The organism is Ancylobacter sp. SL191 (genome assembly GCF_026625645.1).
In the GTDB taxonomy this organism is placed as follows: Bacteria; Pseudomonadota; Alphaproteobacteria; order Rhizobiales; family Xanthobacteraceae; genus Ancylobacter.
The window spans coordinates 462587-488693 of sequence record NZ_CP113056.1; the positions used below are offsets into that span (position 1 = coordinate 462587).

Annotated in this window: 23 protein-coding genes; 15 read left to right on the forward strand and 8 right to left on the reverse strand. The window is 67.4% G+C overall.

What is annotated here, in order from left to right; genetic code table 11:
- Positions 1-96: 96 nt before the first annotated feature.
- Both OU996_RS02075 and OU996_RS02080 read right to left on the reverse strand, forming a co-directional pair.
- A complete protein-coding gene (locus OU996_RS02075) occupies positions 97-1110 on the reverse strand; it encodes a DUF5681 domain-containing protein (RefSeq protein WP_267584022.1) in 1014 nt (337 codons plus the stop codon).
- On the reverse strand, positions 1103-2455 hold the full coding sequence (locus OU996_RS02080) for a site-specific DNA-methyltransferase (RefSeq protein ID WP_267585555.1): 1353 nt from the start codon (positions 2453-2455) through the stop codon (positions 1103-1105). The genes OU996_RS02075 and OU996_RS02080 overlap by 8 nt, the downstream gene beginning before the upstream one ends.
- Positions 2456-2909: 454 nt before the next feature.
- Between OU996_RS02080 and OU996_RS02085 the strand changes: the two genes are divergently transcribed.
- Positions 2910-3497 (forward strand): hypothetical protein, encoded by a 588-nt coding sequence (locus OU996_RS02085; protein ID WP_267584023.1) that lies wholly within the window; start codon positions 2910-2912, stop codon positions 3495-3497.
- 526 nt (positions 3498-4023) lie between these two features.
- Here the strand turns inward: OU996_RS02085 and OU996_RS02090 are convergent.
- The 3 genes from OU996_RS02090 to pxpB are packed head-to-tail and all read right to left on the reverse strand — an operon-like array spanning position 4024 to position 6587.
- Positions 4024-4794: a LamB/YcsF family protein gene (locus tag OU996_RS02090; RefSeq protein WP_267584024.1), complete on the reverse strand. Its 771-nt coding sequence runs from the start codon at positions 4792-4794 to the stop codon at positions 4024-4026.
- 12 nt (positions 4795-4806) lie between these two features.
- Positions 4807-5838 carry a biotin-dependent carboxyltransferase family protein gene (locus OU996_RS02095; RefSeq protein ID WP_267584025.1) on the reverse strand — a complete coding sequence of 344 codons (1032 nt, stop codon included), beginning with the start codon at positions 5836-5838 and terminating at the stop codon, positions 4807-4809.
- Entirely contained in the window at positions 5838-6587 is a 750-nt protein-coding gene (gene pxpB / locus OU996_RS02100; RefSeq protein ID WP_420712739.1) for a 5-oxoprolinase subunit PxpB, read from the reverse strand. Before pxpB ends, OU996_RS02095 begins: the two co-directional genes overlap by 1 nt.
- A gap of 327 nt (positions 6588-6914) precedes the next feature.
- On the opposite strand from pxpB, the gene OU996_RS02105 reads away from it, so the two are divergent.
- The 10 genes from OU996_RS02105 to OU996_RS02150 all read left to right on the forward strand — a co-directional run bounded on the left by OU996_RS02105 (position 6915) and on the right by OU996_RS02150 (position 15643).
- Positions 6915-7559 (forward strand): urea carboxylase-associated family protein, encoded by a 645-nt coding sequence (locus OU996_RS02105; RefSeq protein ID WP_267584027.1) that lies wholly within the window; start codon positions 6915-6917, stop codon positions 7557-7559.
- On the forward strand, positions 7559-8368 hold the full coding sequence (locus OU996_RS02110) for an amino acid ABC transporter ATP-binding protein (protein WP_267584028.1): 810 nt from the start codon (positions 7559-7561) through the stop codon (positions 8366-8368). Before OU996_RS02105 ends, OU996_RS02110 begins: the two co-directional genes overlap by 1 nt.
- Positions 8365-9024: an amino acid ABC transporter permease gene (locus tag OU996_RS02115; RefSeq protein ID WP_267584029.1), complete on the forward strand. Its 660-nt coding sequence runs from the start codon at positions 8365-8367 to the stop codon at positions 9022-9024. Before OU996_RS02110 ends, OU996_RS02115 begins: the two co-directional genes overlap by 4 nt.
- A 13-nt stretch (positions 9025-9037) precedes the next feature.
- Entirely contained in the window at positions 9038-9988 is a 951-nt protein-coding gene (gene speB, locus OU996_RS02120) for an agmatinase (protein ID WP_267584030.1), read from the forward strand.
- Between the two features lie 101 nt (positions 9989-10089).
- Positions 10090-10890 carry a transporter substrate-binding domain-containing protein gene (locus OU996_RS02125; RefSeq protein ID WP_267584031.1) on the forward strand — a complete coding sequence of 267 codons (801 nt, stop codon included), beginning with the start codon at positions 10090-10092 and terminating at the stop codon, positions 10888-10890.
- Between the two features lie 85 nt (positions 10891-10975).
- The gene (locus OU996_RS02130) at positions 10976-11647 is read left to right on the forward strand and encodes a GntR family transcriptional regulator (protein WP_267584032.1); all 672 of its coding nucleotides are present in this window, start codon (positions 10976-10978) and stop codon (positions 11645-11647) included.
- 9 nt (positions 11648-11656) lie between these two features.
- Entirely contained in the window at positions 11657-12589 is a 933-nt protein-coding gene (locus OU996_RS02135; RefSeq protein ID WP_267584033.1) for a dihydrodipicolinate synthase family protein, read from the forward strand.
- A 13-nt stretch (positions 12590-12602) separates the two neighbouring features.
- Complete coding sequence (locus OU996_RS02140) at positions 12603-13382, forward strand: SDR family oxidoreductase (protein WP_267584034.1); 780 nt, start codon at positions 12603-12605, stop codon at positions 13380-13382.
- A 27-nt stretch (positions 13383-13409) separates the two neighbouring features.
- Positions 13410-14396 (forward strand): hydroxyacid dehydrogenase, encoded by a 987-nt coding sequence (locus OU996_RS02145; RefSeq protein ID WP_267584035.1) that lies wholly within the window; start codon positions 13410-13412, stop codon positions 14394-14396.
- Positions 14393-15643 (forward strand): Zn-dependent hydrolase, encoded by a 1251-nt coding sequence (locus OU996_RS02150; protein ID WP_267584036.1) that lies wholly within the window; start codon positions 14393-14395, stop codon positions 15641-15643. Before OU996_RS02145 ends, OU996_RS02150 begins: the two co-directional genes overlap by 4 nt.
- A gap of 18 nt (positions 15644-15661) precedes the next feature.
- On the opposite strand, the gene OU996_RS02155 is transcribed toward OU996_RS02150, so the two are convergent.
- The 3 genes from OU996_RS02155 to OU996_RS02165 are packed head-to-tail and all read right to left on the reverse strand — an operon-like array spanning position 15662 to position 19587.
- The gene (locus tag OU996_RS02155) at positions 15662-16321 is read right to left on the reverse strand and encodes a flavin reductase family protein (protein ID WP_267584037.1); all 660 of its coding nucleotides are present in this window, start codon (positions 16319-16321) and stop codon (positions 15662-15664) included.
- A 57-nt stretch (positions 16322-16378) separates the two neighbouring features.
- The gene (locus OU996_RS02160) at positions 16379-17740 is read right to left on the reverse strand and encodes a sigma-54-dependent transcriptional regulator (RefSeq protein WP_267584038.1); all 1362 of its coding nucleotides are present in this window, start codon (positions 17738-17740) and stop codon (positions 16379-16381) included.
- Entirely contained in the window at positions 17740-19587 is a 1848-nt protein-coding gene (locus OU996_RS02165) for a sensor histidine kinase (RefSeq protein ID WP_267584039.1), read from the reverse strand. The genes OU996_RS02160 and OU996_RS02165 overlap by 1 nt, the downstream gene beginning before the upstream one ends.
- A 206-nt stretch (positions 19588-19793) precedes the next feature.
- Here OU996_RS02165 and OU996_RS02170 point away from each other — a divergent pair, with 206 nt between their 5' ends.
- From OU996_RS02170 to OU996_RS02185, 4 genes are all read left to right on the forward strand, one after another.
- Entirely contained in the window at positions 19794-21176 is a 1383-nt protein-coding gene (locus tag OU996_RS02170; RefSeq protein ID WP_267584040.1) for a dicarboxylate/amino acid:cation symporter, read from the forward strand.
- Between the two features lie 206 nt (positions 21177-21382).
- Positions 21383-23158 carry an N-acetylglutaminylglutamine amidotransferase gene (locus OU996_RS02175; RefSeq protein ID WP_267584041.1) on the forward strand — a complete coding sequence of 592 codons (1776 nt, stop codon included), beginning with the start codon at positions 21383-21385 and terminating at the stop codon, positions 23156-23158.
- Positions 23159-23195: 37 nt separating this feature from the next.
- Entirely contained in the window at positions 23196-24932 is a 1737-nt protein-coding gene (gene ngg / locus OU996_RS02180; protein ID WP_420712740.1) for an N-acetylglutaminylglutamine synthetase, read from the forward strand.
- Complete coding sequence (locus tag OU996_RS02185) at positions 24932-26092, forward strand: osmoprotectant NAGGN system M42 family peptidase (RefSeq protein WP_267584042.1); 1161 nt, start codon at positions 24932-24934, stop codon at positions 26090-26092. The genes ngg and OU996_RS02185 overlap by 1 nt, the downstream gene beginning before the upstream one ends.
- Positions 26093-26107 lie beyond the last annotated feature (15 nt).

The window sequence follows — 26107 nt, forward strand, 5'->3', positions numbered from 1 at the left end:
GCAAGGCCTTGCGGGTAGAGAAATCGGAGGCCGCCATCCAAAGCTCGGGTCTGCTCGACGTCTTTGTGGACAGAGAAAAGGCGTGCACCATTAGCCCTATCGCGGCGCGGCATTAATCCGATCGATCCAATGGTCGACGAGGTGCTCTAGCGCTCCGTCAGGCTCAGCCCGACTGACTTGATCCACGTCGATCCGACCATCCTTGAAGGCCACTGTCAGATCGACCCCGAAGCCAAGGATCGCTCCGGCCCTATCGACGCTGTGGAATCGGTATCCGCGTGGCAGATTGTAGCCAAGGGATTGCCAGGCACGATAAACCTCCTTGAGCAGTGCGCGTTTTGCGTATGTCTCGTAGCGGAACATCCGATTGGTAAACTCGGTGTCGCTAAGCCGGAAGCGCTTGGGCACAAGCTGATCGAACGCGACGGCGAAGAGTAAGGCGCCGCCTGGTTGGCCTGAGGGGTTGCCAACCGTCGGCGCGAGCCGACGATCAAGTTCATCCTGCATGATGAGCACATCACGGAAACGTAGGTGCTCCTCAAGCTTCTTCTGCTCATTCTCATCGACGGGGCCAACGACACGAAAACCGACGCGTTCGTCGATTACCACATCGTCGGGATGCGGCAGGAAGAACGGCGGCTCTTTGCCGGCGGCGAGCGCTGTTTGCATGGCGCTAGACGTCATCTCTTTATAGTTTTTCGCCTGTTCGATTTTTTCGCGGAGATAGATCGCCTCCTGTCGTTCGGTCGCCTGCGCCAGCTGGAGCGCGAGGCGTAGAGAGCGTGGATCGCCTTTGAGGGCCGACGCATTAAGCGCCCGAACCAAGGCCTGAGGCGTTGAAATCTCACTGACCGTATCGCCTTCGCGAATCCGGACGGTGCGCTGCATGCCTTCAAGGATTGCGCGATAGGTCGGCAGATCCGCTGGTGAAAGGTCCGTGCTCTTGGCGCGAGGACGTCCGCTAGGATTGCCGGATGTGCCCTTCTGGAAACGGCTATGCTCAGGCGGCTTGCCATAACCTACTCCGTAAGCGACGTCCGCCTTCATGCGGCCGACGGCCTCGTTGGAAAGGGTCTTCGCTTTCTTCCCGCTCTCATCTCTGTCAGCCATGACGGGACCTCCGGCTGGAAGACCGGACAGGGCGCTTTGGTGCTTCCCCTTCTGGTTGCGCCGAGCTTGGCGCCCGCTCGAGGGCGATATCCTCGAAGGAATGTCCGGTACTATCGAGCGTGGCGCGCTTACCCGTGAAGGCTTCCCAACGAGCGATTATGGTGTCGCAATAGGCCGGATCAAACTCCAGGACACGGGCAACTCGGCCGCAAGTCTCGGCGGCCATGAGTGTCGAGCCAGAGCCAGCGAAGATATCGAGCACCGTTTCGCCACGGCGCGAGCAGTCTCGTATTGCATCTGCGATGAGTGCGACCGGCTTCACGGTCGGGTGCATCGCCAGCTCCTCAGCCCTGTTTCCGCCGAGACTGCTGATGCCCGCATAATCCCAAACATTGGTGCGGTAGCGGCCCGTTTCCCCAAGCCCGAAGCTATTGGTGTGGGGACGACCACCTACCTTGAAGACGAAGATCAGCTCGTGCTTGGAACGGTAGAAGGTGCCCATGCCGCCATTGGTCTTGTTCCAGACGCACAGATTCTTCAGTTCCGAGAAAGCGACCTCGCCGGCATTCAGCATCTCGCGCATGTGGCGCCAGTCCATGCAGACGAAAGCGATAGCGCCATCCTTGGCCACTGCGGCGGCATTCCCCAGCGTCGTCGTCAGGAAAGCGGTGAACTCAGGCGCCGTCATCTCTCCGGACGCGAAAGCGAATTCGCGATGGCGCACGGTGCCGAGCCCACTCACGTGACCATCGATCGGGACGTTGTAGGGAGGGTCGGTGAAGATCAGGTCGATCTTCGCACCATTGACGAGCCGCTCGACATCGGGTCGCGACTGGGCGTCGCCGCACAGGAGGCGATGGCGGCCCAAGCACCAGAGATCCCCGGTTCGTGTAACCGCCGCGGACGTTACAGGCGGCACGTCATCAGCCGCGTCCTGAGTATCGGTTGCGGACTCACGCGCACGGTCGAGCGTGAAATCCACTTCAGCCAGGGAGAAACCGGTGATGGTGACGTCGAACTCAAGGTCGATCAGCGCCTGCAGTTCGATGGCGAGGATCTCCTCGTCCCACCCGGCATTCAGCGCGAGTTTATTGTCTGCCAGCACATAGGCCCGGCGCTCCTCGGCGGACAGATGCGACAGTCGCACCACCGGTACGGTCCCAAGCCCAATCTGCCTGGCGGCAAGCACGCGTCCATGTCCGGCAACGATCTCATCGTCGTCGCCGACGAGCACGGGATTGGTGAAACCGAAGCGCCGAATGCTCTCGGCAATCTGAGCGATTTGCTTCTTGGAATGGGTCCGGGCATTGCCCGGGTAGGGACGCAAAACCCCGATGGGTCTCATCTCGATGGTGGGTGCAGAAGTGTTCACAAACGTCGCTCCAGCGCTGCTGCTTCGATCGTGCCAAGGGAAATCGAAGAGAACAGTGAGGGAACGCGAGGTGATTGCAAGTGCCCGCAAACCCATGACAGGGCTGGAAAAAGCCCTCGAAAACGGCTTTCAAATTCCGCCGGTTCTTAAAGGGCTCTTAAAGGCCTCTTACAGACCTCTTCAAAGCTCTTAGGACCAAACAGGCTTCCAAATCGTCGCCTTCGGCAGCGATCACGAACGCGTGATATCTGCTCCCAGCTTCGCCAACGGGTCTGCTCCCAATGCGGGTCGCATGGAATCGCATCACACGGAAAACGAGTCGCCAGCCCAATACCTTTTTACCTCCAGGGACTCGGATATCGACTTCGACAGGAAATCGAGCATTGCTAGCCCTACGCGTTATCCACGAAGCGTCGGAAGCAATGCTATGGCGACCCTTAACGTCGAAGGCCTCGCGCTCCAGGTGATATATGCCGCCATTGATGGGGGAGACATCCACTACGAGATTAGTCTCCAGTGGAACGGCCAATCCGTGCTCAACACCGATATATTGAAGCGAGAGGCATTCAGGGTCGGGCACCCGCTGGGGTGGGTTTCTGCCCTAAACGGAGAGCCGTGCTCCCTCCTTCCATTTCTGCGGAAAGTCGTCGACGAGGATGAGGCCGACTATTTCGAGACCATGGACTTGAGTCTCATTATCGCCGCCTACCCCCGCTCGGATTTCCCATTTCTGCCATCCCACTGGCGTCTTATCCCTAAGGACACAGATGACGCGACAGGAGTCGACCAGGCGGCAGTTGTCGCGGCAGGACCCGCACCCGAAGACTTCATCGAACTGATGATCTTCGTGGATGCCTTTAATTTTAAAGGGGCGCCGTATCCATCGGGAATAGGGGCAGGCATCAGGATGTCGCCGACCCGCAAGGATCTGTCGACATTCCATGACGACTTGAAAACAGAGTACGACGCTTTCCTCACGTCCTACGATGCCGTGGACGTGCATCGCTATCTGTAAAGCAGCGCCGACGCGAGCGCAGCGGTGTTGCCAACATCAGCCGGCGCGATGAGATCACTCCCTGCGGCACGCTGCGCCCTCACCGCAAAGACGTCTCGTCAACCGGACCAGACCTCCTGCAAAAGCGCAACGGGGAACCGCTTCGCGACAGTCACTTGAACGGAAACGTCAATGCGGTCCCGGTGCGGCGCCGGCATGATCCGCGCTCAAGCAATTCCGTCCCGGATAATAACAATCGAATCCCGCACGGCGACAATGCGGCTTCCCTGTTTGGGTTGCGAATGGCTTTCAACCAAGGAACCGCGTGTCCGACGATTTAGACCCAACTCACTGAAAGAACGGGATTCTCTGCGCGCCGTGCCGTGCGGGCTGACGTTCCTTGTTTTCTCCCGTAACAGGGAACCTCGCAGAGACAGGTTCGCCGACGACTACTCCCTCCGCCAAATCAGCCCCACACCAGACACGCGCCGACGTGCATCCGGTGGCCGGCTATGCGGCGGCTGAATGACCGCCGGCGTTCCCCCCGCTACAGCCACTCGCCCATCGGCCGTACCTCATAGCCCGCGCCGATCAGCCGGGCCTTGACCGCGCGCGCCATCGTGACCGCGTCGGCGGTGTCGCCGTGGACGCACACCGTGTCGGCGCGGACCTTGATGCGGGTGCCGTCGAGCGCGGTCACCTCGCCGCTCTCGACAATGGCGAGGATGCGCGCGGCCGCCGCCTCGGCATCGTGCAGCACGGCGCCGGGGAGCTTGCGGGAGGCGAGGTTGCCATTCGCGGCATAGGCGCGGTCGGCATAGATCTCGCGGGCGAGCTTCAACCCCATGTCCTCGCCGGCCCGCTCGGTCGGAAGGCCCGGCATCACCACGAAGATGAAGTCGCGGTCCACCGCGCGGATGGCGCGGGCGACGGCGCGGGCGAGATCGATGTCCTCATTGGCCATGTTGCCGAGCGAGCCATGGGTCTTCACATGGGTCAGCCGCTGGCCCTGCGCCGCCGCCAGCGCCTGCAGCGCGCCGATCTGATAGATGAGCTGCTTCTCGATGTCGGCCGGGCTCTGGCCGAGGATGGGCCGGCGGCCAAATCCCCACAGATCCATGAAGCTGGGATGGGCGCCGCAGCCAACGCCGCGCGCCTTGGCGCCGGCGAGCGTGTCGGCCATCACCAGCGGATCGCCGGCATGGAAGCCGCAGGCGATGTTGGCGGAGGTGACGATCTCCAGCATCGCGGCGTCGTCGCCGAGCGCATAGACGCCGAAGCCTTCGCCCATGTCGCAATTGAGGTCGATCTTGGTCATGGCAGGCTCCGGTCAGAAGGGCAGCGGATCGAGCGCCGAGCAGACGCCGCCGACGAGGTTGTGGGCGAGAAGACGTTCGCTGGAAAGCTCCGCGCCCGGCAGGGGCGGCTCGCTCATCGCTCGGGGGAGCCCGGCAATGAACCGCTCCTGTGCCTCAGCCGCGGCCTGTGCCTCCATGGCGCTGATGGCGGTGAAGCGCAGCGCATCGCCGGGGCGCGCCTGGCCGAGCCGCCAGAGGTCGGGGCCGATAACGGTGGCGATCTTCGGGTAGCCGCCGGTGCTCTGCCGGTCGGCCAGCAGCACCAGCGGGCGGCCATTGCCGGGCACCTGGATCGAGCCGTTCATGATGCCGTCGGAGACGATGTTAAAGCCGGCCGCGTGCTCGATGGAGGGCCCGTCGAGCTGCGCGCCCATGCGGTCGGCCTTGTCGGTGACGCGGTACTCCGAGGCGAGGAAGGTGGCGATGCCGGCGGGAGTGAAGAAATCGTCCTGCGGGCCGAGCACGACGCGGATCGGGCCATGTGCGCGCGGGCGATGGGTCTCGGGCAGCCGAAGCCGCGGCCCGGCGGGCGTGCCGTTGAGCGGCAGGAGGTCGCCCGTGCGCAGCGCGCGCCCTTCGAGACCGCCGATAGCGGAACGTGAATGGGTGGAGAGGCTACCGAGCGTCGGAGCGATGGCAAAACCGCCGGCAATGGCAAGATAGGCACGCATTCCCGTGCGCGCGGCGCCGATGTCGAGCCGGTCGCCGGGGAACAGCGCGTGCGACTGCCAACCCTCCACCGGACGATCATTGATGCGCAAAGGCATGTCGGCACCTGTGAGGGCGAAGCGCGCTGGCCCCTCCTCCACCACGGCGGAGAGGCCGAGCATGGTGAGTTCCACCGCCGCCATGCCGCGCGGATTGCCCACGAGCAGGTTCGCCGCCTGCAGCGCGAGCGTGTCCATCGCCCCCGAGGCGGAAATGCCGAAGCGCTGGTAGCCGAAACGCCCCATGTCCTGAAGGCTGGAGAACAGGCCCGGCCGGTCGATGCGCAAAGCCGCCATCACGCCGCCTCCGGCTCGGCGATGAGCGCGCCCTGCTCCGCCGCGCGGCAGAGGGACTCGTACTCGGCCGCGGCAATGGAGACGAAGCGGATCGTGTCACCGGCGGCGAAGAGGAAGGGGCGCTCCGCGCGGGCCGGGTCGTAGGAACGCACCGGCGTCTGGCCGAGCAGATGCCAGCCGCTGGGGATTTCCAGCGGCGGGGAGATCGCCGCCTGCCGCCCGCCAATGGAGATGCTGCGCGGCGGGGTCTTCAGGCGCGGATCGGTGCGCCGGCTGGTGTGGATGGGCTCGGGCAGGCCGCCGAGATAGGCGAAGCCGGGCGCGAAGCCGATCATATAGACGCGGTAGTTGGCGCCACTGTGCAGACCGATCACCTCATCGGTCGTGAGCCCGTGCAGCCGCGCCACCGCGTCGAGATCGACGCCATGGGCGCCGCCATAGAGCACCGGCACGCGCCACACCGTGCCGCCCGCCTCCTCCGCATCAGCATGAGGTGCGAGACCCAGCACCGCCGTGCGTAGTTCGTCGCGCGACAGAATGAGCGGGTCGAACAGCACCAGCGCCGAGCGATAGGTCGGCACCACCTCGCGCAGGCCCGGCAGGCCGAGCGCCTCGAGCGCCGCCGCCAGCGCGATGACCCGCCGGTTCACGTCCTCGTCGATGGCATCGCCGAACTCGATGACCAGCCCGCTCTCGCCGGCATCGAGCAGGCGGGGGGCCTCAGGGGCTAGAGAAGTGGCGGTCGTCATCATGCACGTTCTTCCGTCAGCGGGCGGGAGTGAGCGCCCCTCTTTTCCAGATATGTGCCAAGCCGCCAAGGCCGGGCGGGAGGCGGGTCGGTGGAGGCCCTCAAATGGCAGCGGCGGCAGAAGGTTGCGGCTCCGTCGGCGGCCCGCTCGGGTGCGGCGGTACGCCGGCCCCACCCACGCAGGCGCCGCCACAGTGCTCAGCTTTCAGGCATCAGCTGACTAAAAATGCCGCTTGCATTCCATCGGTATACCCAAAAATATCAATGTGTTAGATGACCATGACGGCACGACGTTGGGTCAAGGCGCGCCTGCCCCTCGGCGGCCGGCGTGAAGCGTGAGGATGCGATGGACTATCGGCTCGACGACTCCCTCGTCCTCGCCGCCGGCACCGGCAAGGCGGTGCGGATGCGCGCGGGGCAGCGGCTGAAGCTGACCAACCCCTTCGGCACGCAGGCCATCGACTTCTGGGCCTTCACCCAGGCCGACATCTACGAGTTCACCTCGATGGACAATTTCCGGTCCGTCCATTCGACCGTGCATGTCACAAGCGACACGCCGCTGGTCAGCACGAAGCGCCGGCCGCTGGTGTCCATCGTCGAGGACACCTCTTCGGGCCGGCACGACACGCTGCTCTGCGCCTGCAATGCCGACATCTACCGCCAGCTTGGCGTCACCGGTTATCACCGCTCCTGCGCCGACAATCTGCATAAGGGGCTGGCGGAACTCGGCATCCGCTTCCCGGTCACCCCGGCACCGGCCAATTTCTTCATGTGCGTGGATGTGCGGGCGGACGGCTCGCTCGACCGGCTGCTGCCGGCCTCCAAGCCCGGCTCCTACCTCGTGCTTCAGGCCGAGGCCGACATCATCATGGCCTTCTCCTGCTGCCCGCAGGACATCACCCCGATCAATGGCGAGGACCGCACGCCGCGCGACTGCCTGATCGACATTTTCTCCCCGGCGGGGAGCGCCTGATGGCCGGCGAACCGCTCATCCGCATCCGCGACCTCACCAAGAGCTTCGGCGCGCATCAGGTGCTGAAGGGCGTCTCGCTGGATGTCCATGCCGGCGAGGTGGTGTCGATCATCGGTGCCTCCGGCTCCGGCAAGAGCACCTTCCTGCGCTGCATCAACGTGCTGGAAACACCGAGCGGCGGCACGATGGATTTCGGCGACGTCCATTTCGACTATGAGGAGGGCGCCCGCCGCGCCCCCACGGCCGCGCAGCTGCGCGAGCTGCGGGCGCGCATCGGCATGGTGTTCCAGAGCTACAATCTCTGGCCGCATATGACGGTGCTGGAAAACGTCATCGAGGCGCCGATCCGGGTGAAGGGCGAGCCGCGCGGGGAAGCCATCGCCAAGGCGGAAGCTCTGCTCGCCCGCATCGGCCTCGCCGAGAAGCGCCACGCCTACCCCTCAAAACTCTCCGGCGGCCAGCAGCAGCGCGTCGCCATCGTCCGCGCGCTGGCCATGCAGCCACGCCTGATGCTGTTCGACGAGGTGACCTCCGCGCTCGACCCGGAGCTGGTCGGCGAAGTGCTGGCCTTGATGGCGAGCCTTGCCGGCGAGGGCATGACCATGCTGCTCGTCACCCACGAGATCGGCTTTGCCCGCGAGGTATCCAACCGCGTGATTTTCTTCGACCAGGGCGTGATCGCCGAGGACGGGGCCCCCCGCGAGGTGCTGCGCCAGCCCAAGAGCGAGCGGCTGCAGCAGTTCCTGCGCCGCGTGCTGCATGAGGATGCCTATGCCGCCCCGGCGGCGGTGCAGGGAGCCCGGCCATGATCGCGACCTGGTGGGAAGGCTTCGCGCCCTATGTTCCCGGCTTCCTCAGCGCCAGCTGGATCGTGCTGGTGCTCTCCATTCTGGCGATCATGGTGAGCTGGCTGTGCGGCCTCCTCGCCGCGCTCGGCAAGGTCTCGCGCTTTCGGGCGCTGCGCGAGGCGAGCGGCTTCTACATCTGGTTCATTCGCGGCACGCCGACGCTGATCCAGATCTTCATCATCTATTTCGGCCTGCCGCAGCTCGGGCTGCGCCTCTCGCCCTTCAGCGCTGGCGTAATCGCGCTTGGCGTCAATGGCGGCGCCTATGTCGCGGAGATCGTCCGCGCCGGCCTGTCCGCCATCCCGAAGGGCCAGACAGAGTCCGCGCAGGCGCTCGGCATGGGCCGCTGGCAGATGATGAGCCGCATCATCCTGCCCCAGGTCTTCCGCGTGATCCTGCCGCCCGTGACCAACGAGGCGATCACCATGGTGAAGAACACCTCGCTGCTCTCCACCATCACCGTCGTCGAGCTCACGCTCTACTCGCAGACGATCATCGCCACGACGTTCCGCCCGTTCGAGTTCTACATCGCCACCGCGGTCATCTACCTCGTGATGACCACCCTCATCTCGCAGGCCGCGGCCCAGCTCGAGCGGCATTACGCCCGCTCGCTGTGAAAGGACATTCAAGATGAGCGTGCTGCCCATCGACTCGCTGGAAACCCCGCGCTTCTGCGGCGTGCCAACCTTCATGCGGCTGCCGCAGGCGACGACGCTGAAGGGTCTCGACGCGGCCATTCTCGGCCTGCCGTCGGATTCCGGCGCGCCGTTCCGCACCGGCGCGCGCTTCGCACCCAATGCGGTGCGGGCGATGTCGATCATGCTGCGCCCGATCAACCCCTATCGGAACATCAACGTGTTCGAGACGCTGGCCTGCGCCGACGCGGGGGATGCCGCCGTCGTGCCCGGCTATGAGGAAGAATCGCTCGAGCGGCTGGAGCTCGCCGTGCGCGCGGTGGTCGAGGCGGGCGTGACGCCCTTCGGCATTGGCGGCGACCATTCGGTGACGCTGGCGGCGCTGCGTGCCGTGGCCGCCACCCACGGGCCGCTGGCGCTGATCCAGTTCGACTCGCATTCCGACACCTGGGACAAGTATTTCGCCGGCAAAAAGTATAGCGCCGGCACGCCGTTCCGCCGCGCGGTGGAGGAAGGCATCGTCGATCCCTCGCGCTCGATCCAGATCGGCATGCGCGGCTCGCTGTTCAAGGCGGATGACGTCAGCCAATCGGTCGAGCTCGGCTATGAGGTGGTCACCACCGACGAGATGTTCGCCATGGGCATCCCCGCGCTCGCCGCCCGCATCGCGGAGCGCACCGCCGGCGCGCCGGCCTATCTCACCTTCGATCTCGACTTCGTCGATCCCGCCTTCGCCCCGGCCGTGCAGACGCCGGAAGCGGGCGGCCCCAGCGCGCGCGAGGCGCTCGACCTGTTGCGCCGCATCGAGGGCGTGAACCTCGTCGGCGCCGACGTGGTGGAGCTGTGCCCGCCCTATGACCAGCCGGCCCAAACCACCGCGCTGCTCGCGGCCACCGTCATGGCCGAGCTGCTGGCGCTGCGCGCGGCCGGTGTCGCCCGGACGTGAGGCTATGTGAAATCAGGCGGGCTCACCCCCGCTTCGAGCGGACCGGCTGCGCACCCGCGCGCCGTTGACGACCGACAGCAGACGACAGAGGGGATAAAACAATGCGTCTGACACTTCTTCCCGTGCTTGCCGCCGCTCTCGTCGGCGGCCTCCTTGCCGGCAGCCTCACCACGCCGGCCGGCGCGCAGGAGCTGGAGCTCATCAAGCCCGGCACGCTGCTCATCGCCACCGAAGGCACCTACCCGCCCTTCTCCATGCGCGCCCCCGACGGCGAGCTGGACGGGCTCGAAATCCGCGTCGGCAAGGAAATCGCCCGCCGGCTGAACCTCAAATATGAGCCGGTCATCATCAAGTGGGAGGCGCTGCTCGTCGGCCTCGCCGCCGACCAGTACGACTTCGCCTCCGACGCGATGGACATCACCGCCGAGCGCCAGAAGCAGGTGATGTTCGCCGATGGCTGGCTGGAATCGGGCGGCCGTGTGGTGGTGAAGAAGGATTCCGCCATCAAGACGCCCGCCGACATCAAGGGCAAGACGGTGGGCGTGCTGGTCTCCTCCACCTGGCTGAAGCTGGCCGAGGAGCGCGGCGCCGTGGCCAAGAGCTACAAGGCCGAATCCGACGCCATCCAGGATCTGGTGAACGGCCAGATCGACGCGGTCATCACCGACTCCATCGCCGCCGCCTACGCCATCGAGGCGTCCAAGCTGCCGCTGGTGCTGGTGCCGGACTATCTCAGCCACATCCAGAAGGGCTTCCCCTTCAAGAAGGGCAAGCCGAACCTCGTCAAGGCGGTGAACAAGGCGCTGGCGGACATGATCGCCGACGGTACTTATGCCAAGCTCACCACGCCCTTGATCGGCTATTCGCCTGCGCCGAAGGATCCGATCAAGACCCAGTTCTGATCGCCCTTCGTGCCTGCGCCCGGCCGGTCCCCTTCCCGGCCGGGCGCCCCCCGCCAAAGGCCCCGGCCGTGCCGCAGAGTCGTCCATGCCCCTGACCGCCCGCCCGACGCCCGTCGCCGATCCGCGCGAGGAAAGCCTCGGCCAGAAAGCCTATAATGACCTCCTTGACCGGCTGATCCGCCGCGAGATTCCCGTCGGCTCGGTGCTGCAGGAGCGCCGCCTCGCCGAGGCGCTGGCGATCTCCCGCACCCCGGTGCGCGACGCGCTGAACCGGCTGGAGAGCGAAGGTTTCATCACCCGCAAGCCCGGCGGCGTGCTGGTGGTCAAGGAATTCTCCACCCGCGAGCTGATCGAGACGCTGCATGTGCGCCAGATCCTGGAGATGGAAGCGGTCGGCCTCGCCACCGGCCGCGTTCCCCTGGCGGAACTGGACATGCTGGAGGCCGACATCCGCGCGTTGCTCGACGATCCCACGCCGAGCGCGGAGGCGGACTGGGCGCTGGACAGCCGGCTGCACGGCCTGTTCGCCAGGCGCAGCGGCAATGCGGTGCTGGCCAAGCAGATCCACGACCTGCGCCTGAAGACGCACATGTTCAACATGGACCGCGTGCCCGAGCGCTTCGAGATCGGCCACCGCGAGCATCTCGCCATCATCGACGCGCTGCGCCGCGAGGACCGCGAGGCGGCCCGGGCTGGCGTTCATACCCACATCGAAAACGTGAAGCAGAGCATCATCGAGAAGCTCCGCGCCATCTGAGGAACGATCATGGCGGTCGACACGATCAACGAGACTACACGGGGCGTCTACATCATCGCCCCGACCCCGTTCACGCCAACGGGGGACATCGACTTCGACAGCACGGACTCGCTGATCGACTTCTATCTGGAATGCGGCGTCACCGGCATCACCATCCTCGGCGTGCTCGGCGAGGCGTTCAAGCTGGCGCCGACCGAGGCGAAAGCGTTCCTCACCCATGTCATGAAGCGCGTCGATGGCCGCAAGCCCATCGTGGTCGGCGCCTCGAACCCCGGCACCGACAATCTCGTGCGCTTCGCCAGGGAGGCGATGGACCTCGGCGCCGCCGGTCTGATGATCGCGCCGCAGCCCTTCCTCAAGACCGACGATCAGGTCTTCGGCTATTGGGCGGAGGTGCTCACCCGCCTCGGGCCGGATGTGCCAGTCTGCTATCAGGACTACCCGCAGACCAGCAACACGGTGAGCGCGGTTTCCGTGCTGCACCGGCTGATCGACGCCTTCCCGAACTTCGTCATGCTCAAGCATGAAGAGGGCTCGGGCCTGTCCAAGATCACCAAGATGCGCGAGCGCTCCGACAAGGGCGAGGGCCGGCGCGTCTCCATCCTCGTCGGCAATGGCGGGCTGTACCTGCCGCAGGAGCTGCGCCGCGGCGCCGATGGCGCGATGACGGGCTTCGCTTACCCCGAGATGCTGGTTGGCGTGGTCGAGAAGTTCCATGCCGGCGACGTGGAAGGCGCGGAAGACCTGTTCGACCTCTATTTGCCGATCCTGCGCCATGAGCAGCAGCTCGGCTTCGGCCTCGCCGTGCGCAAGGAAGTGCTGAAGCGGCGCGGCATCATCGCCTGCTCCGACACCCGCCATCCCGGCCCGAAGCTGACGGCGCGCGACCATCAGGAGCTGGGCGAGCTGATGGCCCGCCTCCAGCGCAAGCTGCACGGCTGATCGGGAGGGCATCATGGATCTCGGACTTCACGGACGCACCGCGCTGGTGCTCGGCGCCAGTCGGGGGCTTGGCCTTGCCAGCGCGCAGACGCTCGCCTCCGAGGGGGCGAGCGTCATCCTCGCCGGGCGCAATGTGGCGGCGCTGGAAGAGGCTGCCGCCGGCATTCGTGCGAGCGGCGGCAGCGCGCGGGTACAGGCGCTCGATCTTGCCGACCGGGCGGCGCTTGAAGCGGCGCTGGACCTTCTCGCCAGCGAGCCCATCGACATCCTCGTCAATAATTCCGGCGGCCCGCCGCCCGGCCCGGTCGCCAGCGTCGCGCCGCAGGTCTGGAGCGCGCAGTTCGAGACCATGGTGAACGCGATTTTCCTCGTCACCGCGCGGCTCTTGCCTGGGATGCGGGCGCGCGGCTTCGGGCGCATCGTCAACATCGTCTCGTCCGGTGTGGCGCAGCCCATCCCCAATCTCGGTATTTCCAACGCGCTGCGCGCCTCCATCGTCGGCTGGGCCAAGACGCTCGCCGCCGAAGTCGCGGCCGACGGGGTGACGGTGAACTCCGTCCTGCCGGGCCGCATCCATACCCAGCGGGTGGATGAGCTCGACGCCGCCGCCGCCGGGCGCACCGGCAAAAGCGTCGACGAGGTCGCCGCCGCCTCGCGCGGCACCATCCCGATGGGCCGCTACGGCACGCCGCAGGAATTCGCCGATGTGGTGACCTTCCTCGCCAGCGCCCGCGCCAGCTACGTCACCGGCTCGACCGTGCGGGTCGATGGCGGCGCGATCCGCGGCATCTGAGGCAACGCGAACCCGATGAGCGCCTCGATGAGCGCCTCCTGCCTGATCCTCCAGCGCATCCATGCCGCTGGCCCCAACCTCGTGGCGGCGGCCGGCCACCCGGTGCGGCTCGCCACCTCGCTGGGGCGGGCGGCGCTCATGGAGGATGTGCGCGATGTGGCCGCCCTCATCACCCGCGACGCGCCGATCGACGCCGCGCTGATGGACGCGGCGTCGGGCCTCAAGGTCATCGGCGTGCATGGCGTCGGGGTGGATGGGATCGACCTTGCCGCCGCCACCGCGCGCGGCATCGCCGTGGTCAACACGCCCGGCGCCAATGCGCGCTCGGTGGCCGAGCACGCGCTGGCCCTCGCCTTCCACCTCGCCAAGCAGATCGGGCCGGGCGACCGAGCCGCTCGCGCCAGCGACGGCACGTTCAAATACCGCGCGAGCTTCATGGAGCTGGAAGGCGCCATTTTCGGCGTTGTCGGCTTCGGCGCCATCGGCCGCGAGACCGCACGCCTCGCGCGCGCGCTCGGCATGGAGGTGGTGGTCTGGACCCGGCGGGCGGACGATCCGGCGGTGGCGGAGGCGGGCTTCCTCCACGTGGCCGATCTCGGCCGGCTGCTGGAGCAGGCCGACATCGTCTCGCTGCACCTGCCCGGTGGTGCGGGCACGCGCGGGCTGATCGGCCGGGCCGAGCTCGCCCGCATGAAGCTCACCGCCTTCCTCATCAACACGGCGCGCGGCGCGGTGATCGACGAGGCGGCGCTGGCCGAAGCGCTGATCGCCCGCCGCATCGGCGGCGCCGGGCTCGACGTGTTCGCCCGCGAGCCCCTGCCACCTTCCTCACCGCTGATCGGGCTCGACAATGTCGTGCTCACCCCGCATGTCGCCGGCTCGAGCGAGGCGGCGTTGCGGCGCACGGCTACCGCTCTGGCCCGTCAGGTGGTGGATGTGCTGGCCGGCCAGCGCCCGCCGCATCTGGTGAACCCCGAAGCGTGGCTGCGCGCCCCCGCCGGGCACGGCGCATGATCGCCCAGGCCATTTCCCTCGCCGAAACGCTGTTCGAGGAACTGCGCGCCCATACCACCGACGCACCCGGCATCACCCGCGCCGCCTATGGCGAGGGCGAGGAGTTTGCCCATGCGCTGGTCAGGCGCGTCGGCGCCGAGCTGGGCTTGAGCGAGGCAGTGGACGCTGCCGGCAATCTCTATCTGACGCTTCCTGGCACCGACCCGGCGCTGCCCGGCTGGATCATCGGCTCGCATATCGACAGCGTGCCGCATGGCGGCAATTACGATGGCGCCGCCGGGGTTCTGGCGGGCCTCGCCGTGGTGAAGGCGCTGCGCGATACGGGCCGGACGCCGGCGCGCGATCTCACGGTGATGGTGATCCGCGCCGAGGAAAGCACCTGGTTTCCGGTTTCCTATCTCGGCAGCCGCGCCGCCTTCGGCCTGCTGCCGCCCGAGGCGCTTGAGACGACGCGCGCCGATACCGGCCAAACCTTGCGCGCCCATATGGCGGCACTCGGCTTCGATCCCGAGGCGGTCGCCGCCGGGGCGGCGCATCTCGATCCCGCGTATATCCACGGCTTCATCGAGGTGCATATCGAGCAGGGGCCGGTGCTGGAGCGGGCGAATGTGCCCCTCGGCCTCGTCACTGGCATTGCCGGCTCGTTCCGCTACCGCAAGGGGCGTTGCCTCGGTGCCTACGGCCATTCCGGCGCGGTGCCGCGCGCCTACCGGCAGGACGCAGTGGTCGCCTTCGCCGATCTTGTCGCTGCGCTGGAGACGAGTTGGGACGGTCTGGAGCGCGACGGGCTGCGCGCCACCCTCACCTTTGGCGAGGTCGGCACCGATCCGGCGCAACACGCCTTCTCCAAGGTGCCCGGCGAGATCGGCTTCTGCCTCGACGTGCGCAGCGAGAGCCCCGCCGTGCTGGGGCGCCTTCACGATGAGCTGATGGCCCATGCGGCGGTGATCGCACAGCGGCGCGGCGTGGTGTTCGATTTCGGCGAGAAAACGGGAAGCACGCCGGCCCTTCTCGACGCCGCGCTGCGGGGCCAGTTGGCGGCGGCCGCCGCCCGCGCGGGCATTGGCGCGGTGGAGATGCCGAGCGGGGCCGGGCACGACACCTCGGTCTTCGCCAATCGCGGCGTGCCGGCCGCACTCATCTTCGTGCGCAACCAGAATGGCAGCCACAATCCCGAGGAGGCGATGCGGATCGAGGATTTCGCCCAGGCCGTCCGCCTTCTCCTCGCCGCGCTGCTGGCCGACTGAAGGCACGCCCGCCCAAGGTCAGACCGTCGCCCGCCCCTCAAGGCCGGCCTGCGCCTGCGCATCCGATCCGGGCACGCGCATCTCGAAAATGTCGCGCACCACCGTGTAGTCGAAATAGCCGAGCCGGGCGATCGGCTGGATCGAGGCGATGTCCAGCCGCCCGTCGGGCAGGATCACGCTATCGTCGATATGGATGGTCTCCACCTGCGCGAAGACGATGTCGATGCTGCCGGCGGGCGAATTGCCCTTCAGCCGGTGCGTGCTGAGATAGCGGCACTCGAACTTCACCGGGCTCTCCCGCACCATGGGAATCGGCGCGTTATCGGCATAGTCGCGGGTGACGCTGAGCCGGTCGAACTCGCTCTCCTCCGGCGGCAGCGCCATGGCGCTGATATTGACCGCCTCGCGCAGCGCGTAGGTCGCCATGTTCCAGACGAACCAGCCGGTCTCCTCGGCATTGACCACCGTGTCCTTGCGCCGGCCGTCCGGGTACTGGTTGGCCGAGAACATCACCATGGGCGGATCGAAGGTCAGGTTCTGCCACTGGCTATAGGGCGCGATGTTCTCGACGCCCGAGCGGCTGACGCTGGACAGCCAGCCGATGGGGCGCGGCACGGTGCAGCTCTTGAAGGGCGAGAAGGGGAGCGGGCTCGGCTCCCGCTGCGGGCAATATTTCACGCGTCAGCACTCCTGCGAGGGGGCCCACGCCTAGCAAGGATCGCACCGCTCATTGCCCTAGCGGTCGCTCTCATAGGCCGCGCGCGCGATGCCGTAACGGGCGAGCTTGTCGTAGAAGGTCTTGCGGGGGATGCCGAGCGCCTCGATCGTCGCGCGCACGTCGCCGCCATGGCGCTCCAGCGCCTCGCGGATGAGGTTCGCCTCGATCGTGCCGAGCCGCTCCGGCAGGCTCTGGCCGGGCCGACCGGTCGCAGCACTGGCGGGCGGGGTTGCTTCGTCGAGGCCCAGCGCCACGCGCTCGGCGAAATGCACGAGTTCGCGCACATTGCCCCCCCAGTCGTTCTCGACCAGATGCCGTTCTACCGCCCGGCCGAGCTTTGGCACCTCGCGGCCATATTTGCGCGCGGCACGGGCGAGGAACTGGGCAAAGAGCAGCGGCACGTCGCGCCGGCGCTCGCGCAAGGGCGGGATGCGCAACGTCACGACGTTCAGCCGGTAGAACAGGTCGGCGCGGAAATCGCCGCGCGCCTGCGGGTCGGCAAGGTCGATCTTGGTCGCCGCCACCACGCGCAGATCGACCGGGCGCAGCTCATTGGAGCCGAGCGGGGCGATCTCGCGGGTCTCCAGCACGCGCAGCAGCTTCACCTGCGCGCTGACCGCCATGCTCTCCAGCTCGTCGAGAAAGAGCGTGCCGCCGCTGGAATGCTCAATCCGGCCGATGCGCTTCTTCTGCGCGCCGGTGAAGGCGCCGGCCTCATAGCCGAACAATTCGCTCTCGATCACCGTCTCCGGCAGGCCGCCGCAATTGAGCGCGACGAAGGGGCGGGTGCCGCGACGGCCGAGCCGGTGCAGCAAATTCGCCACCACCTCCTTGCCGGTGCCGGTCTCACCCAGGACGAGCACATCGACGTCGACATCGGCAAGGTCGCGGATCATCTGGCGCAGGCGCAGCATGGAAGGCGTCTCGCCGATCAGCGCGCTGTCGCCCTCGTCGGCAGCGGCGAGAGCCCGCAGGCGGCGGTTCTCCATCACCAGCGCCCGCTTTTCCAACGCCCGGCGCAGCGTCTCGGCGAGGCGCTCGCCGGCATAGGGCTTGGCGATGAAGTCGTAGGCGCCCTCGCTCATCGCCTCCACCGCCATGGCGATGTCGGCATGGCCGGAGATCAGCACGACGGGAATGTCGGCATCGAGCGCGCGGATATGGCGGAACAGCTCGATGCCGTTCATGCCGGGCATGCGCACATCAGTGACGACGACGCCGGGAAAATCCGGGCTGAGCCGGTCCAGCAGCTCGGCCGCGGCGGCGAAGGGCGCAGCGCGCAGGCCGGCGAGCTGCAGCGCCTGCACATTGGCGTCGCGCAGATCCTCGTCATCATCGACAAAAGCAACGTCGACGGCGGACAGGTCGATCAGGCTCATCAGGGGGCCCTCCGCAGCACGATGGTGAAGACGCAGCCCTCACCGGGCCGGCAGGCCGCCGTGAGCGTGCCGCCGAACCGGGCGACGATGTCCTGACAGATGACGAGGCCGAGCCCGAGGCCCTTCGCCTTGGAGGAGCGGAACGGCGTGAACAGGCCCGCGACCTGTGCCTCGCTCATGCCCGGCCCATTGTCGGTGACGGTGATGACCACCGAGTCCCCCTCCGCCCGCACGCCGAGCGAGAGGGCCGGCGCGATCGAAGAGGCCGGCGGCGCGCCCGCCAGCGCCTCGATGGCATTGCGCATCAGATTCACCAACACCTGTTCCAGCTCCACCCGCCGGCCCATCACCCTCAGTTCCGCCGGGATCGCGGTGACGACCGGGCGGATGCCGGACTGGCGCAGCGGCGCGTCGAGGATCATCAGCGCGCCGGAAATGACATCCGCCAGCGGCGTCGGCTCGACCGCGCCGTCGCCGCGCCGGGCGAAGCCGCGCAGCGTGTCGGTGATGGCGCCGACCCGTTCGGTGAGGCCAACGATACGGACAAGCGCGCCCTCCGCCCCCTCCGGCGCGCCGCGCTGGAGGAAAGCGCGGGCATTCTCCGCATAGGTGCGGATGGCGGCGAGCGGCTGGTTGATCTCATGGGCGACGCCGGCGGAGACCTGACCGAGCGTCGCCAGACGGTTCGCCTTGCCGAGCTCCTCACGGGCATCCGACAGGCGTTCCTGGGCGCGGGCGCGCTCGGCCATTTCCTCCATTAGCCGCGCATTGGCACCGGCGAGCTCCGCCGTGCGGGCCTCCACCCGCTGCTCCAGCTCGGCCTTGACGCGGGCATCGGCGAGGCGGCGCGCCAGCGCCCGGCGGCGGCGGCGCATCAGCTCCGCGGCAAGGCCGAGGCTGGGCATCAGCAGCAGCGCGGCGATGAGCTGGAGCCCGGCCCGCTCCGTGCCGATGGCGCGGTCGACCGGCAGCAGCACATCGAGCGTCCACCCGGTGGTCGGCACGGCTGTGCGCGCCTCGACAAAGCGCCCGCCGAGGCCCCTCGCCTCCACGAGATCGCCGCGCCGGGTGAAGGGCAGCGGGGCGAGCGGGGCGGCGCCGAATTGCAGCGAGCGGCGGATCTCCGCGACCTCCGTCGGCGGGAGCGGCTGCTCGACATGGAAGCGCCAGGCCTCGACGGTCGAGAGCAGCACGACACCCCGGCGGTCGGTCACATAGATCTGCCCGCCCAGCGCCTTCCAGTCGGCCTCGACCTGGGGAAACTCGACCTTGACCACGAGGACGCCGAGCGCGCCTGCCGCCCCATCGACGCGGCTGGTGATGTAGAGGCCGGGCCGGTTACTGACCGTGCCGAGCGCGAACTGCTCGGCCCCACCCTCCGCCATCGCCTTTCGGTAATAGTCGCGGAAGGAATAATCGCTGCCGACGAAGCTCGACGGCTCGTCCCAGTTGGAGGCGGCGATGGCGACGCCGCGCGTGTCCAGCAGGTAGATGACGGAAGCGCGGGTCTCGCGGGCGATCGCGGAAAACTTGGTATCGAGCGCATGGGGATCGCCCCCCGCCAGCGCGCGCCGCACATCCGGGTCGCGGGCGAGGATGAGCGGGACGGCCCGCTGCTTCTCCAGCTCGCCGCGCAGCACGGCGATGGCCAGCGTCGCCGCATTCTCCGCCTGCGCGCGCACGCCGGCCACGGCGCGGCTGCGCCCGAGATTGGCCGCGCTCACCAGCGCCACCGCGACCAAAGCCAGGGCGATCGCCGCGAAGACCAGCCATGGCCAGCGCGCGGGCGGCTCGCTCGCGCCGGTCAGCGGGGCATCGGGATCGGCAGGCGGGAGGGCATCGGCCATGCCGCATCTTGCGCGAATTTCCGCATTGATCAAGCGGATCATGTGCGGATTTCCGCACAATTCCTCCTGAGACCACGGCTAGCAATCTCTTCAAATCATTGATTTAACTGAATTTTATTCTGCGGAACCGGACTGGCACGGGGGTTGCGAACGGGGATGCGCATTTTCGCCAAAAGCAAAAACACACCCTGTCTTGGAGGACACCCATGGCGCTCATTCTGCAGCCGGCTGCCGCCGGAACCCGTCCCGCACCCGCCGCCCCGAAGAAGTTCTACCAGCAGCTCTACTTCCAGGTGCTGCTCGCCATCGCGCTCGGCATGACGGTCGGGCATTTCTGGCCGGACACGGGCGCGGCGCTGAAGCCGCTCGGCGATGCCTTCATCAAGCTGGTGAAGATGATCATCGCCCCGGTGATCTTCCTCACCGTCGCCACCGGCATTGCCGGCATGAGCGACATGCACAAGGTCGGGCGCGTCGCCGGCAAGGCGATGCTGTACTTCCTGTGCTTCTCGACGCTGGCGCTCATCGTCGGCCTCATCATCGGCAATGCCATCCAGCCCGGCACGGGCCTGCATATCGACCCGGCGACGCTCGACACCAAGGCGGTGCAGAGCTACGCCGCCAAGGCGCATGATGCGAGCATTGTCGGCTTCCTGCAGAACATCATCCCGGACACGGTGGTCGGCGCCTTCGCCTCCGGCGACATCCTGCAGGTGCTGTTCTTCTCGGTGCTGTTCGGCACGTCCCTCGCCATGGTCGGCGAGCGCGGCAAGCCGGTCACCGACTTCCTGCAGAACCTCACCGCCCCGGTGTTCAAGCTGGTGGCGATCCTGATGAAGGCGGCGCCCATCGGCGCCTTCGGCGCGATGGCCTTCACCATCGGCAAATACGGCATCGGCTCGGTGGCGAACCTCGCCATGCTGATCGCCACCTTCTATCTCACGGCAGCGGTGTTCATCCTCGTCGTGCTCGGCGCGGTGTGCCGCTACAACGGCTTCTCGATCCTCGCGCTGATCCGCTACATCAAGGAGGAAATCCTCCTCGTCATCGGCACCTCGTCTTCGGAAGCCGCGCTGCCGAGCCTGATGGAGAAGATGGAAGCGGCCGGCTGCAAGCGCTCGGTCGTCGGCCTCGTGGTGCCCACCGGCTATTCCTTCAACCTCGACGGCACCAACATCTATATGACGCTGGCGGCGCTGTTCATCGCGCAGGCGATGGACATCCACCTGTCGCTGCAGGATCAGGTGCTGCTGCTGCTGGTCGCCATGCTCTCCTCCAAGGGCGCGGCGGGCATCACCGGTGCCGGCTTCATCACGCTCGCCGCGACGCTTTCCGTCGTCCCCGCCGTGCCGGTGGCCGGCATGGCGCTCATCCTCGGCATCGACCGCTTCATGTCGGAATGCCGCGCGGTGACCAACTTCATCGGCAACGCGGTCGCCACCGTCGTCGTCGCCCGCTGGGAAGGCGAGTTCGACGCGGCCCGCTTCAAGGCGGCGCTGGCCGGCAAGCTGCCGGAGGACGTGTCCGACCTTGCGGCCGAGGATGAACGCGTCCTGCCCCCGCATGCGGCTCCCGCCCCGGCGGAGTGACGCCTCTCCCTTAACTCACGCCATGAAAAACGGCCCGGCCCGCAAGGTCCGGGCCGTTTGCGTTGGCGGGCCAGAGAGACCCAATAAGGTTTAATAGTACCTTTTTCTGAACGATCCGCGGACCGGGGTGTTGTCTCCACCGATGCGCGCCCGACGCGGTACGGCTGTGCCGACGCTGGGCGCTCCCACAGGAGACCGAACCCAGCATGTGTGGAATCGCCGGTGATATTCGCTTCGATGGTGGCCCCGCCGACACGCGCGCCGTCGCGTCCATGATGGATGTGCTGGCCCCGCGCGGGCCGGATGGCGCGGGACTTCAGGCACGCGGCAGCATTGCCTTCGGCCATCGGCGGCTCAAGATCATCGACCTTTCCGACAAGGCCGCGCAGCCCATGGTGGATGAGGAGCTGGGTCTCACCCTCACCTTCAATGGCTGCATCTATAATTACCCGGAACTGCGCGCCGAGCTGGAAGGGCGCGGCTACCGCTTCACCTCGTCGGGCGACACCGAGGTGATCCTCAAGGCGTTCCACGCCTGGGGCGAGGCCTGCGTGGAGCGCTTCCACGGCATGTTCGCCTTCGCCATTCTCGACCATGCGAGCGGGGCGGTGACGCTGGCGCGCGACCGTTTCGGCATCAAGCCGCTCTATTACGCGGAAGGCGACAGGCGGCTGCGCATCGCCTCAAGCCTGCCGGCGCTGCTGGCGGCCGGCGACATCGACAGCTCGATCGACCGGGCGGCGCTGCACAACTATATGAGCTTCCACGCCGTGGTGCCGCCGCCGCGCACCATTCTCAACGGCGTTCGCAAATTGCCGCCGGCCACGCTGCGGCGTTACGCGCCGGACGGCGCCTTCACCGAGCGCGTCTATTGGCGCCCGCCGCATCAGCGGCGCGAGGGGGATTCCGATCTTTCCATGCAGGACTGGCGCGACCGCGTGCTGGACGCGCTGCGGACCGCCGTGCGCCGGCGCATGGTGGCGGATGTGCCGGTGGGCGTGCTGCTCTCGGGCGGGGTGGATTCCTCCATCATCGTCGGGCTGCTGGCGCAGGAAGGTCAGGCGAACCTTGCCACCTATTCCATCGGCTTCGAGGAGGCGAATGGCGAGAAGGGCGACGAGTTCGTCTATTCCGACCTGATCGCCAAGACCTTCGGCACCGACCACCACAAGATCTTCGTGCCCTCCTCGGATCTGATGGGCGCGCTGCCGGACACCATCCACGCCATGTCCGAGCCGATGGTCTCCTACGACAATATCGGCTTCTACCTGCTCTCGCGCGAGGTCTCGAAGACCATCAAGGTGGTGCAGTCCGGCCAGGGCGCGGACGAGGTGTTCGCCGGCTATCACTGGTACCCGCCGCTGGCCGACAGCACCGATGTCGTTGGCGATTACGCCCGGCTGTTCTTCGACCGCAACCACGCGACGCTCGCCCGCCAGCTGTCGCCGGACTGGATGGCCGAGACCGACGCCAGCCGCGATCTCGTCGCCGCCCATCTGACGGCCGAGGGCGCCGCCACGCCCGTGGACCGCGCGCTGCGGCTCGACAGCCAGGTGATGCTGGTCGACGACCCCGTCAAGCGCGTCGACAACATGACCATGGCCTGGGGGCTGGAAGCGCGCGTGCCCTTTCTCGACCATGAGCTGGCCGAGCTCGCCGCGACCATCCCGCCGGAATTCAAGCTGGCGCAGGGCGGCAAGGGCGTGCTGAAGGAAGCCGCCCGCCTGGTCGTGCCGCATCAGGTGATCGACCGGCCCAAGGGCTATTTCCCGGTGCCACAGCTCAAATACATCTCCGGCCCCTATCTCGACATGGTCCGCGACGTGCTCGGCTCGCAGGCGGCGCGCGAGCGCGGCCTGTTCCGGGCGGACTATCTCGACACGCTGCTCGCCGATCCGGTCTCCCACATCACGCCGCTGCGCGGCTCCGAGCTCTGGCAGGTCTCCCTGCTGGAGATGTGGCTCCAGTCGCACGGGGTCTGAACCGATGCGCGATGAAACCATGACGGGTGCCTCCATGATGAACGCCACGCGCTCCGCCCCGCTGCCGGCTGACGCCGCCACCGGGACTCTCCCCGCCTGCGCCTTCGACATGGGCTGGGGCCGGCTGATCTTCGGCCAGACCTTCACCGAGATGCCCGAACTCATCGCCACGCTGCGCGAGGAAGGGCCGGACCGGCGCGACATCGCGGTCTATGTGCAGGATCCGCATGTGCTGCTGGCGCAGGCGCCGCAGGAGGTTTTCCTCGACCCCTCGCACACCTACCGGCTCGATCTCGCTGCGCAGCCATCCGCCGAGCGCGCCATCTCCGGCTTCACCATCCGCGCCCTCGCCTCCGACATGGACGCGCAGGCGGTGAACCGCATCTATGCTGCGCGCGGCATGGTGACGGCGCCGCTGGAATTCTTCCGCGCCGCGCGCGATCCCGACCCGCTGACCTATCTCGTCGCCGAGGACGAGGCGAGCGGGCGCATCATCGGCACGGTGACCGGCGTCGATCATGCTCGCGCCTTTGGCGATGCCGAGCGCGGCGCCTCGCTCTGGTGCCTTGCGGTCGATCCGCAGGCGCGCCAGCCCGGCATCGGCGAGGCGCTGGTGCGCCGGCTCGCCGCGCAGATGGCGGAGGAAGGCGCGACCTTTCTCGACCTCACCGTGATGCACGACAACGCGCAGGCCATTGCGCTCTATGAGAAGCTCGGCTTCGCGCGCGCGCCCTATTTCACGGTGAAGCGCAAGAACCCGATCAATGAGCGGCTGTTCGCCGGGCCGGACCCGTCGGAGGGGTTCAATCCCTACGCCCAGATCATCATCAACGAGGCGCGCCGGCGCGGCATCCTCGTCGAGGCGACCGACCCGGCGACCGGCTTCTTCCGCCTGACCTTCGGCGCCCGTTCGGTGCGCTGCCGCGAGAGCCTGTCGGACCTCACCTCGGCGGTCGCCATGTCGATCTGCGACGACAAGAGCGTCACCCGCCGGGTGGTGGCGGAAGCGGGCGTGCGCGTGCCGGAGCAACTCAGCACGAGCGCGCCGATGGAGGAGATCGTCGCCTTCCTCAAGCGCCATGGGCGGCTGGTGGTGAAGCCCGCGCGCGGCGAGCAGGGGCGCGGCGTCAGCGTCGGCATCACCTCGCTCGATGCGATGGAAGCCGCCATCGGCGAGGCCCGCAGCGTGTCCGACGAGGTGCTGATCGAGCAATGCGTCGAGGGCGAGGATCTGCGCCTCGTCGTCATCAATTACCGCGTGGTCGCCGCCGCCATCCGCCGCCCGGCTCTGGTGGTGGGCGATGGGCGCAGCACCATCCGCGCGCTGATCGAGACGCAGAGCCGGCGCCGCGCGGCCGCCACATCCGGGGAATCGCGCATTCCGCTCGATGCCGAGACCGAGCGCACCGTGCGCGACGCTGGCTACAGCTTCGACGCAGTGCTCGACGCCGGGCAGGAGCTGAAGGTGCGCCGCACCGCCAATCTGCACACCGGCGGCACCATCCATGACGTGACCGATAGGGTCCATCCCCAACTGGTGGAAACAGCCATCAAGGTCGCGCGGGCCATCGACATCCCCGTCGTCGGCGTCGACCTGATGGTCACGTCGCCCAGCGCGCCGGACTATGCCTTCATCGAGGCCAATGAACGGCCGGGCCTCGCCAATCACGAGCCGCAGCCGACCGCCGAGCGTTTCATCGACCTGTTGTTCCCGCTCGCCATTCCCGCCGGCGTGCGGCAGGTGCTGGAGGCGCCCACGGGGCGAGCTGATTGATGAGCCGGCTGAAGATCGACGCCGACTACCTCGCCAAGGTGCTGCGCAAGCTGCTGAGCATCCCGAGCCCCACCGGCTATATCGACACCATCGCCCGCTTCGTGGCAAAGGAACTCGCCGGCTTCGGGCTTGAGGTCGAGCTCACCCGCCGCGGCGCCATCCGAGCGATCCGGCCGGGCGGCACCCCGCTCGGCGCGCGGGCGCTGGTCGCCCATGTGGACACACTCGGCGCGCAGGTGAAGAACCTGAAGCCGAATGGCCGCCTCGCCGTGGTGCCCATCGGCACCTGGTCCGCCCGCTTCGCGGAGGGCGCGCGCGGCACGGTGTTCACCGAGAAGGGCGGCTATCGCGGCACCATCCTGCCGCTGAAAGCCTCCGGCCACACCTTCAATGAGGAGGTGGACCAGCTTCCCATCGGCTGGGACTTTGTGGAAATGCGCGTCGACGCGCGCGCCCGCAATGAGGGCGATCTCGCCCGGCTCGGCTTCGAGGTCGGCGACATCATCGCCATCGACCCGCAGCCGGAATTCCTCGACAGCGGCTTCATCGTCTCGCGCCATCTCGACGACAAGGCAGGCGTGGCGGTGATGCTGGCGGCGCTGAAGGCGCTGACCGAGGAAGGCGCGCAGACGCCGGTGGACATTCACTGGCTGTTCTCGATTGCGGAAGAAGTCGGCGTCGGCGCCTCGGCGCTGCTGACGCCGGATGTCGCCTCCCTCGTCGTTCTCGACAATGGCACCACGGCGCCCGGCCAGAACTCGGACGAGTTCGGCGTCACCATCGCCGCCGCCGACCAGAGCGGGCCGTTCGACTATCACCTGACCCGCAAGCTCACCGAGCTCTGCCGCGCCAACGACATCCGCTACCAGAAGGACGTGTTCCGCTATTACCGCTCGGATTCGGCCAGCGCCGTGGTGGCGGGAGCGGATGTGCGCACGGCGCTCATCACCTTCGGCGTCGATGCCTCGCATGGCTATGAGCGCATCCACATGCACGCGCTGCGCTCGCTGGCCGAACTGGTGACCGCCTATGCGCAGAGCCCGGTGGAAATCACCCGCGACTTCCAGCCGACCGCGCCGATCCGCGGCTTCACCCACCAGCCGACGCGCGAAGCGGTGCAGGAAATCCCGCCGGAGATGGAGGACGAGGAGCCGGCGTGACCGGCTCCTGTCACC

Bases quoted from the DNA above. Each gene is read 5' to 3' on its own strand.
- OU996_RS02075 (WP_267584022.1), bottom strand. From the start codon at position 1,110: ATGGCTGACAGAGATGAGAGCGGGAAGAAAGCGAAGACCCTTTCCAAC.
- OU996_RS02080 (WP_267585555.1), bottom strand. From the start codon at position 2,455: ATGAGACCCATCGGGGTTTTGCGTCCCTACCCGGGCAATGCCCGGACC.
- OU996_RS02085 (WP_267584023.1), top strand. From the start codon at position 2,910: ATGGCGACCCTTAACGTCGAAGGCCTCGCGCTCCAGGTGATATATGCC.
- OU996_RS02090 (WP_267584024.1), bottom strand. From the start codon at position 4,794: ATGACCAAGATCGACCTCAATTGCGACATGGGCGAAGGCTTCGGCGTC.
- OU996_RS02095 (WP_267584025.1), bottom strand. From the start codon at position 5,838: ATGGCGGCTTTGCGCATCGACCGGCCGGGCCTGTTCTCCAGCCTTCAG.
- pxpB (WP_420712739.1), bottom strand. From the start codon at position 6,587: ATGACGACCGCCACTTCTCTAGCCCCTGAGGCCCCCCGCCTGCTCGAT.
- OU996_RS02110 (WP_267584028.1), top strand. From the start codon at position 7,559: ATGGCCGGCGAACCGCTCATCCGCATCCGCGACCTCACCAAGAGCTTC.
- OU996_RS02115 (WP_267584029.1), top strand. From the start codon at position 8,365: ATGATCGCGACCTGGTGGGAAGGCTTCGCGCCCTATGTTCCCGGCTTC.
- speB (WP_267584030.1), top strand. From the start codon at position 9,038: ATGAGCGTGCTGCCCATCGACTCGCTGGAAACCCCGCGCTTCTGCGGC.
- OU996_RS02125 (WP_267584031.1), top strand. From the start codon at position 10,090: ATGCGTCTGACACTTCTTCCCGTGCTTGCCGCCGCTCTCGTCGGCGGC.
- OU996_RS02130 (WP_267584032.1), top strand. From the start codon at position 10,976: ATGCCCCTGACCGCCCGCCCGACGCCCGTCGCCGATCCGCGCGAGGAA.
- OU996_RS02135 (WP_267584033.1), top strand. From the start codon at position 11,657: ATGGCGGTCGACACGATCAACGAGACTACACGGGGCGTCTACATCATC.
- OU996_RS02140 (WP_267584034.1), top strand. From the start codon at position 12,603: ATGGATCTCGGACTTCACGGACGCACCGCGCTGGTGCTCGGCGCCAGT.
- OU996_RS02145 (WP_267584035.1), top strand. From the start codon at position 13,410: ATGAGCGCCTCCTGCCTGATCCTCCAGCGCATCCATGCCGCTGGCCCC.
- OU996_RS02150 (WP_267584036.1), top strand. From the start codon at position 14,393: ATGATCGCCCAGGCCATTTCCCTCGCCGAAACGCTGTTCGAGGAACTG.
- OU996_RS02160 (WP_267584038.1), bottom strand. From the start codon at position 17,740: ATGAGCCTGATCGACCTGTCCGCCGTCGACGTTGCTTTTGTCGATGAT.
- OU996_RS02165 (WP_267584039.1), bottom strand. From the start codon at position 19,587: ATGGCCGATGCCCTCCCGCCTGCCGATCCCGATGCCCCGCTGACCGGC.
- OU996_RS02170 (WP_267584040.1), top strand. From the start codon at position 19,794: ATGGCGCTCATTCTGCAGCCGGCTGCCGCCGGAACCCGTCCCGCACCC.
- OU996_RS02175 (WP_267584041.1), top strand. From the start codon at position 21,383: ATGTGTGGAATCGCCGGTGATATTCGCTTCGATGGTGGCCCCGCCGAC.
- ngg (WP_420712740.1), top strand. From the start codon at position 23,196: ATGAACGCCACGCGCTCCGCCCCGCTGCCGGCTGACGCCGCCACCGGG.
- OU996_RS02185 (WP_267584042.1), top strand. From the start codon at position 24,932: ATGAGCCGGCTGAAGATCGACGCCGACTACCTCGCCAAGGTGCTGCGC.